This window comes from Psychrobacter sp. (genome assembly GCF_018260395.1).
Taxonomy (GTDB): domain Bacteria; phylum Pseudomonadota; class Gammaproteobacteria; order Pseudomonadales; family Moraxellaceae; genus Psychrobacter.
Genome location: NZ_JAGLBC010000120.1, coordinates 1 through 7,409, shown reverse-complemented (window position 1 = coordinate 7,409; position 7,409 = coordinate 1). Strand labels below are relative to the sequence as shown.

At 39.9% G+C, this 7,409-nt stretch carries 6 protein-coding genes; 1 reads left to right on the top strand and 5 read right to left on the bottom strand.

All coding sequences use genetic code 11. The annotated features are described in order from the left end of the window. Positions 1-116: 116 nt before the first annotated feature. From truA to QZ265_RS08750, 3 genes are all read right to left on the bottom strand, one after another. Entirely contained in the window at positions 117-1,031 is a 915-nt protein-coding gene (gene truA / locus QZ265_RS08760) for a tRNA pseudouridine(38-40) synthase TruA (RefSeq protein WP_296405384.1), read from the bottom strand. Positions 1,032-1,203: 172 nt separating this feature from the next. Next, positions 1,204-2,310, bottom strand: a complete 1,107-nt coding sequence (locus QZ265_RS08755; protein WP_296405383.1) for an asparaginase — start codon at positions 2,308-2,310, stop codon at positions 1,204-1,206. A gap of 313 nt (positions 2,311-2,623) precedes the next feature. After that, positions 2,624-3,832 (bottom strand): FimV/HubP family polar landmark protein, encoded by a 1,209-nt coding sequence (locus QZ265_RS08750; protein WP_296405381.1) that lies wholly within the window; start codon positions 3,830-3,832, stop codon positions 2,624-2,626. 394 nt (positions 3,833-4,226) lie between these two features. On the opposite strand from QZ265_RS08750, the gene tgt reads away from it, so the two are divergent. After that, positions 4,227-5,378, top strand: a complete 1,152-nt coding sequence (tgt, locus tag QZ265_RS08745; protein WP_296405379.1) for a tRNA guanosine(34) transglycosylase Tgt — start codon at positions 4,227-4,229, stop codon at positions 5,376-5,378. A gap of 101 nt (positions 5,379-5,479) precedes the next feature. Here tgt and QZ265_RS08740 read toward each other — a convergent pair whose 3' ends face one another. Both QZ265_RS08740 and queA read right to left on the bottom strand, forming a co-directional pair. Further along, positions 5,480-5,962 carry a GAF domain-containing protein gene (locus QZ265_RS08740; RefSeq protein WP_296405377.1) on the bottom strand — a complete coding sequence of 161 codons (483 nt, stop codon included), beginning with the start codon at positions 5,960-5,962 and terminating at the stop codon, positions 5,480-5,482. A 78-nt stretch (positions 5,963-6,040) separates the two neighbouring features. After that, positions 6,041-7,234, bottom strand: a complete 1,194-nt coding sequence (queA, locus tag QZ265_RS08735) for a tRNA preQ1(34) S-adenosylmethionine ribosyltransferase-isomerase QueA (RefSeq protein WP_296405375.1) — start codon at positions 7,232-7,234, stop codon at positions 6,041-6,043. Between the last annotated feature and the right edge of the window lie 175 nt (positions 7,235-7,409).

The following is a 7,409-nucleotide window of genomic DNA, read 5'->3' as shown; positions in this document are numbered from 1 at the left end:
GGCTTAAGTCTTGATAAAGTCACTTTAATTTGCTAGTTACCTAACTTGAATATCTTTTAACTTTTGAACCATACTCATTAAAGTGAGCTTTGATAAAAAATATTCTATAAAAAATCTTATTCAGATAGGTTTAGCCACTGCGGAGCCAAGGGTAATTTAGGTAATAGATCCTGATAAGGCTCTGAATAATAGGCATTGATAAAATACAACCCATCTGGAGAAGCTGTTGGCGGCGCAATAGTACGGTCTTTTGCCTCTAAAATACGTAAATAATCTTTAGGGTGTAATTCGCCTTTGCCTATGGCAAAAAGGGTACCCATAAGATTTCTTACCATATGATGTAAAAAACCATCGGCTTGAATATCAAAAACAATAAATTGCCCATGCATGAATAGCTTGGCATGGTGGATGTTTCTTACTGGTTGATTGGATTGACAAGCTGCAGCTCTAAAGCTACTAAAGTCATGTTGCCCATCAATATAAGCGGCTGCTTGTTGCATTAAAGTCAAATCTAGCGGCTCATGAATGTGAGTTACTAGATGATTGAGCATAGCCGGACGCTGAGGCTGATTTAAGGTAATGTAACGATAGCGACGGGCAATGGCATCAAAGCGGGCATGAAAGTTATCGGGCATAGGCTGTATCCAACGTATCGCTATATCATCCGGTAAAATGCTATTGGCACCACGCAGCCAGTTATAGATACCACGTTTAGCACTGCTCTTAAAATGAGCCAGCATATTTCCGCCATGCACGCTAGCGTCGGTACGTCCAGCTGCCACCACCTCAATAGGCTCATTGGCAATTTTTGATAAAGTCTCTTCAACCACTTGCTGCACACACAGTACTTCTTGCTGTCTTTGCCAACCTCGATAATTAGATCCGTTAAACTCAATACCTAAGGCGTAAGTTTGCAATTTAGGGGTATTGTCACTGACATCATAATCTGGACTTGACTTATATGTTAAATCAGATGCTAAATCAGATGCGAAAGAAATTGAATTAACGTTACAAGAGGAATTAAGGGTCATGAACTCAGCCAAGGTGGTGTAATCAATCAAAAAAATAATAACTTATAACAAAATTGGGTCAAATAACAAATAGTGTTAAATAACAAAATAGCGATAAACGTTTAACGTCATATTAAAACGATTTATTGTAAAGGATTGTCGAGTTAAGGATTGTCGAGTGTCAAACACCTACTTATTGTTTACCGACACTATAGCTCCAACGTTGACGGCGACGGGCAGGGGTATCAAATGCTAAATGTAGCCAAAGCAGTCGGGCATAGACTGCAGGAACCGTTAACCTGCCTGCAGAAAAGACATGATGCTTATATTGCCAGCTGCCTGCTGCATACGCCTCACTTACGCCACCATAAGGACACTGCGTGGTGCAAACTAAAATATGACCATGTTGGTATAGGTCATCCATTGTAGTTGCCAGCTGCTCACTAAAGGGGATATTACCTGTACCAAATCCCATTAATATGATCCCTATAGGGGGTAAGTCTAGCAATGCCTTAAGTTGGCTGTTTAACCATTCGTTATTATTAGGTACACAATAAATGGTAGGGATTATAACAGTTTTGGAATGGGTTAAAATGCCAGCTAACTTTGCTTGGGTATCTTCAATCCAGTTTCTACGGCGACCTGCAGGTAAAGCTTTTATAAAGCTATTAGCGGGATAGCCAGCACGAGTATGGCCGGTAAATGCCATTAGATCATGACTATGAATTTTCTGCACAGTTTGTGCAGGCCATGACTCACCTGCGAAAGTAATGAATACGCCTGCTTCTCCATGTGCGGCTAAGCCAACAGTGTCAGTTAAGTTTGCCCATGCATCACTATTAGGATCAATGCTGTAATTATAAATGTCATTGGCATCAAATAAGGGGCGCATACTCGCGGTAAGTACTAAGGATACATCGGAGCCGGCAAATGCTTCTGCCAAAAACGACCCTAAGTAGCTTAAAGTATCCGTGCCCGTAATGAGCACAAAATGCCGATAACCTTTTGCATAACGCTCTAAAATCAATTGAAAAAAATGAGCAAAATCTTTAGGCGTTAGCTGACTACTATCTTTAACGCAACTGTTTTCTAGAGCCTCTATATTTCTGGTGAGGTTTTGCGTGACTTTCTGCATTAATAAAGGTAGAAAAGTATCAGCTGGTAGAGTGGCCAACGGCTTGCCATAGCTGCCAAAAGTACCTCCAGCATAGATAAGTTGGACAGTGTTAGAAGTGGCTCGATTTGAAGTATTTTCAGCGTAACTATTATCTATTGTGCCGTGAGTTTGATTTGATGTCATGGTAAATATCTATATATGGCTTTGGCTATTAATTTACGAGTTAAGATGAGGGTCTGTTGAACATTCAAATGTGGAACTGGCAGAGGCTATTTTTTAGGCAATATGCAGGGAAATTTTTGAAGCTTAGTCATTCTAAGATAGAAAATTTCGCAATATATTGACAAAAAATAGCCCTGCCCCGTAGGGCTGATGCTAAAATTGCTCCAAACGTTGTTATAAACCTAGCTAAGGTCTAGACATTATCATAGGTTTACGCCTAGTTTGGAACAATTTTAACTATCAGCAGTCCTAATATTTGAAGGTTCAACAGACCCTAGTAAAGGCGATCCAGTATTGATTGAGCTGATGCTTTTTGTTCAGCAGAGCCTTCTCCCTTTATGACTTCTTGAACCAAGCGTTTGGCACTGTCATATTCGCCCACATCTAAATACTGCTGAGCTAAGTTTAAGGTTAACTGAACGCTGTCCAACTCTTTGATAAATTCAAACGCCTTCATACTGTCTTCAGTACCAGTACCAGTACCAGTATCTGTAACAATATCCGTATCAGCTTCTGATTTAGAGCTATCGTTTTGGACTAAGTCATGCAGTATTAAGGCGTTTTCAGCAGGTTGCTTTTGAGCCGCTAGTCGTTCTTCTGCACTATGAATTTTAATTGGTGCCAATATAGGCGTTGGCAGTTGGTTTTTAGGCAATTCCGTTTTATTGTCTGGCTCTGGCTCTGGCTCTGGCTCTGGCTCTGGCTCTGGCTCTGGCTCAACAATAGTAGCCACTTTTGGCGCTTCAACCAAATCCACCTGTTTAAATAAGTCATCTTCTAATGCAGAACCTGCAGTGTCTAACATTTCCTGCAGTTCATCTTCATCTAATAAAGACTGCTGTGGCGGCTGAGAATGAATGCTGTCATTCACATTATTTTCAGTCAACTTATCAAAGGTTACTGTCGTCGAATCTGAGTTTGAATCCGTATTTGCTAGGGTAGGTTTGGTTTGATTAGGTATATGCGGTTGTAAGGCTTCAGACTCTTGAATAGCAGTGTCTTTTTTAGTAGCCTTTTCTAAAGAGCTTTCTACAGACCCTTTCACAGGATTTTGTACAGGGCTTTGCACTTTAGCATTTTGTTGTTCAAGGTTAACTTCTACAAGGCTAGCATCAGTATCAGTATCAGTCTTAATATTAATGTAACTATCAATATTAGTATCAGTATCCTTTACAACACTATCTGTTACCATAACTTTATCAATAGCAGGAATAAATTCAGTAGAGTTTATCAATGTTTCAGGCGTATTTTGTTTTAAGTCCTCTTTATTATCACTAGAATTTTCTTTTAAAGTTTGATGTTCCAGAGATGTGTCATCGTTTTTATGGGCAACATTTGTTGGCTCATTATAAAGGTTAGGCTCCTCATTCGCTTTGATTAATTCTTGCGATTTAGTGACCGTTTTTCCAGCGCGAAACGCAATAAAAAATAAAACCATCAATAGTACGATGACAATAAGGGCTATAGTGACTTGTAAACTCATAATAAATTCCTCGTCTTACTAGGGACTCTGACATACAGGTCAATAGACGATAGTGTAATAATAAAAGTATAGAAATAAGTCTAACAAAAGGACGTCTTGCTTTTATAGCAAAGTAAACTTGCGATTACTAGCAAATTTTGAAATAAGCCAGATATGTTCAGACAATGAAAAGGTAGTACGGGTACAAGATGCCCAGCAAATAAACGAATAAAGAGCACAACGTAGGGTATAGCATACTATTTGTCCCCGTGTATTTGATGGCAGTGGTATAATGGCCAATATTAATGAGCATATTTATAAAAAGTTAAGTTTATTACTTATATCAATTTTATTTTTTATCTTTAATCAGTTCACCGATTATTTCGTTTTGAATCTATTATTCTGAGTTAATGCTATGCAATTTACCCTACATAAAACTGCCGCGGGCGAATCACGCGCGCGCCGAGGTACTGTGACAGTAAATCACGGTGAAATCAGAACGCCAGCCTTTATGCCAGTGGGCACCTACGGTACGGTCAAAGGCATGTTGCCACGCGACATAGAAGACATTGGTGCTGATATTATCCTAGGCAATACTTTTCACTTATGGCTGCGTCCAGGTACGCAAGTAATTGATAAATTTGGTGGTCTTCATCAGTTTATGAACTGGAATAAGCCTATATTGACAGATTCAGGTGGTTTTCAAGTATTTAGTCTAGGCTCAATGCGAAAAATTACCGAAGAAGGTGTGGCCTTTAAGTCGCCTATTGATGGCGCCAAAGTGTTTTTGTCACCTGAAAAATCAATGCAAATCCAGTACTCATTGAACTCAGACATTGTAATGCAGTTCGATGAATGTACGCCTTATCCGGCTACCTTTAGTGAGGCACAAAAGTCACTTGAGCTGTCACTACGTTGGGGTCAGCGCTGCGTCGACGAGCACCATAAATTGGGCAATACCAATGCCTTGTTCGGCATTGTACAGGGTAGTATGTATGAAGATTTGCGCCGTCAATCTATGCAAGGTCTGTTAGAGATTGGATTTGATGGCTATGCTATTGGTGGTCTTTCAGTAGGTGAGCCCAAAGATGAGATGATTAACGTCTTAAACTACATGCCAGCGCTCATGCCAGCGGACAAACCTCGCTACCTAATGGGTGTGGGTAAACCTGAGGATATTTTAGAGGCAGTGCGCCGCGGGGTAGACATGTTTGACTGCGTGATGCCGACTCGTAATGCTCGTAATGGTCACTATTTTGTAACCGGCAATGAACAAAACCAAGGCGTTGTGCGTATTCGAAACAGTCAATACCGTGAAGATAGCTCTGCCCTAGATCCAGAATGCGATTGTTACTGTTGCAAGAACTTTAGTCGAGCCTATTTGTATCATCTTAACAAGTGTAAAGAGATGCTGGGCGCTCAATTAGCGACCATTCATAACCTGCGTTATTATCAGCGCTTAATGCAAGGTATTCGTGATGCTATTGATAAGGATACTTTTGATGAATTTGTGGTAGATTTCTATCAAAAACGAGGTCAAGAAGTGCCAGCTTTAAATCTTGAGTAAGTTATTATGTTTGGTTTTTAATAACAATATTTTTAATGACGATAGTGTTTTTGCAAGTTAAGTATTGGGTCGGCGCTATAAAAAGGCTAACCCTTAAAAAGCTATTTAAGAAGCTCAACCAACTGTTCAAGATGCTTACCATCATCCTCATCAAACATCGCCAATTTATCAGAGTCAATATCCAATACAGCGATAATCTCGCCAACTTTATTTGTTACTGGAACTACAATTTCAGACTGTGATAATGACGAGCAGGCGATATGATTGGGATGTAGATTTACATCATCGACAATTTGTGTCTCACCGGTTGCCCAAACTTCACCGCACACCCCTTTACCATAATCAATGCGAGTACACGCCAGCGGACCTTGAAAAGGACCTAAAACCAGTTGATTGATGCTAGTGTCTACACGATAAAAGCCAACCCAAAACCAATTAAAGGTATCTTTTAATAAGGCTGACAAATTTGCCATATTCGCAATTAAATCACTTTCACTACTGATAATAGCTTCAGCTTGTTTAATTAATAGTTGGTATTGTTGTGACTTATTGGCAGTCGAGTCAATAGGGGTTATAGCTTGCATAGGTCATCTCTTTAATCGCTTTGATCTCTTTAGTTGAGGTTATATAAATAGTCAAAGGTGATAATTATTATCAAAACCTTATAGCTCATTACGCTCTAAAAGCATCGCATCGCCATAGCTAAAGAAGCGATATTTTTGCTTAATAGCATGTTGATAAGCTTGCTCAATATTGGCTTTACCTGCAAAGGCTGATACTAGCATGAGTAAGGTTGATTTTGGCAAATGAAAGTTGGTTAATAAGGCATCAATAACCCCAAACTTAAAGCCTGGATAGATAAAGATTTCGGTATCCCCTGACCATGCAGAAATATTGCCTTGGGTATCGGCAGTTTTTTGATAAGCCGTTTCTAATACACGGGTTACTGTGGTTCCAATGGCAATAACCTTTTTGCCGTTTTGGTGCGTTTTGTTTATTAAGTCGGCCGTATCTTGTGGCAAATTAGCATACTCACTGTGCATGGTGTGATTCAGAAGATTATCGGTCTTTACAGGCGCAAAAGTACCTGCTCCAACATGCAAAGTCACATAAGCGGTGTTAATTCCTTTTTCGGTGAGTTGACTTAATACCTTCTCGTCGAAGTGCAAACTGGCGGTGGGGGCGGCCACACTAGCAAGCTTAGTAGGGTCATGGAATACGGTTTGATAACGGATATTATCGGTTTCATCAGCATGACGCTCAAAATAAGGCGGAATAGGCAATTCGCCATATTGCTCCAAATCTGCAAGGATTGGGTTTTTAAAACTTAGAATGAATAAATTTTCATGACGACCAATCATCACACAGTCTATATTGCCATCCGCCAGTAATAGTCTCTGTCCAGATTTGGGCGCCTTGCTGGCACGTACATGACATAGAGCGACATTGTCGTGAATCTTGCCGTCATTATCTTGATCTTGGGTAAACTGCGTATCATCGGTCAGACGTTCTACCAACACTTCAACTTTTCCGCCGCTGTCTTTTTGACCAAAAAGTCGTGCTTTCATGACTTTGGTGTCATTAAATACGATTAAATCGCCTTGATTTAATAGCTCAGGTAACTGGGTGAATTTTTTATCTAGCACTTCAAATTGACCGTCGTTACGCGCCGGCAAGTACATAAGACGTGACGCACTGCGTTGTTCTAAAGGATAACGTGCAATATATTGATCAGGTAACTCATAGTCATAATCATCGACACTTAGATAACCTTGAGTTGAAGATACAGACTCATTATCTGTTGAATGGTTTAAGCTATTGTCAGGAGTTGGGTGTTGGTTGTTAAGATGGCTCATAAGCGGTCTTTAATTGTCTTAAAATAAAAGTGGTCGTGGCATTCAAATAAATCAGGCGAAAACTGTGGCTTATATTGGTTCTAGGCTGCCCCAAATTTAATAGTGGCTAGTTTAACAGAAACAAGCTTTTTATGAATTGCCTATAATAATTTTATCATCGGTCGCCGTAAAACCA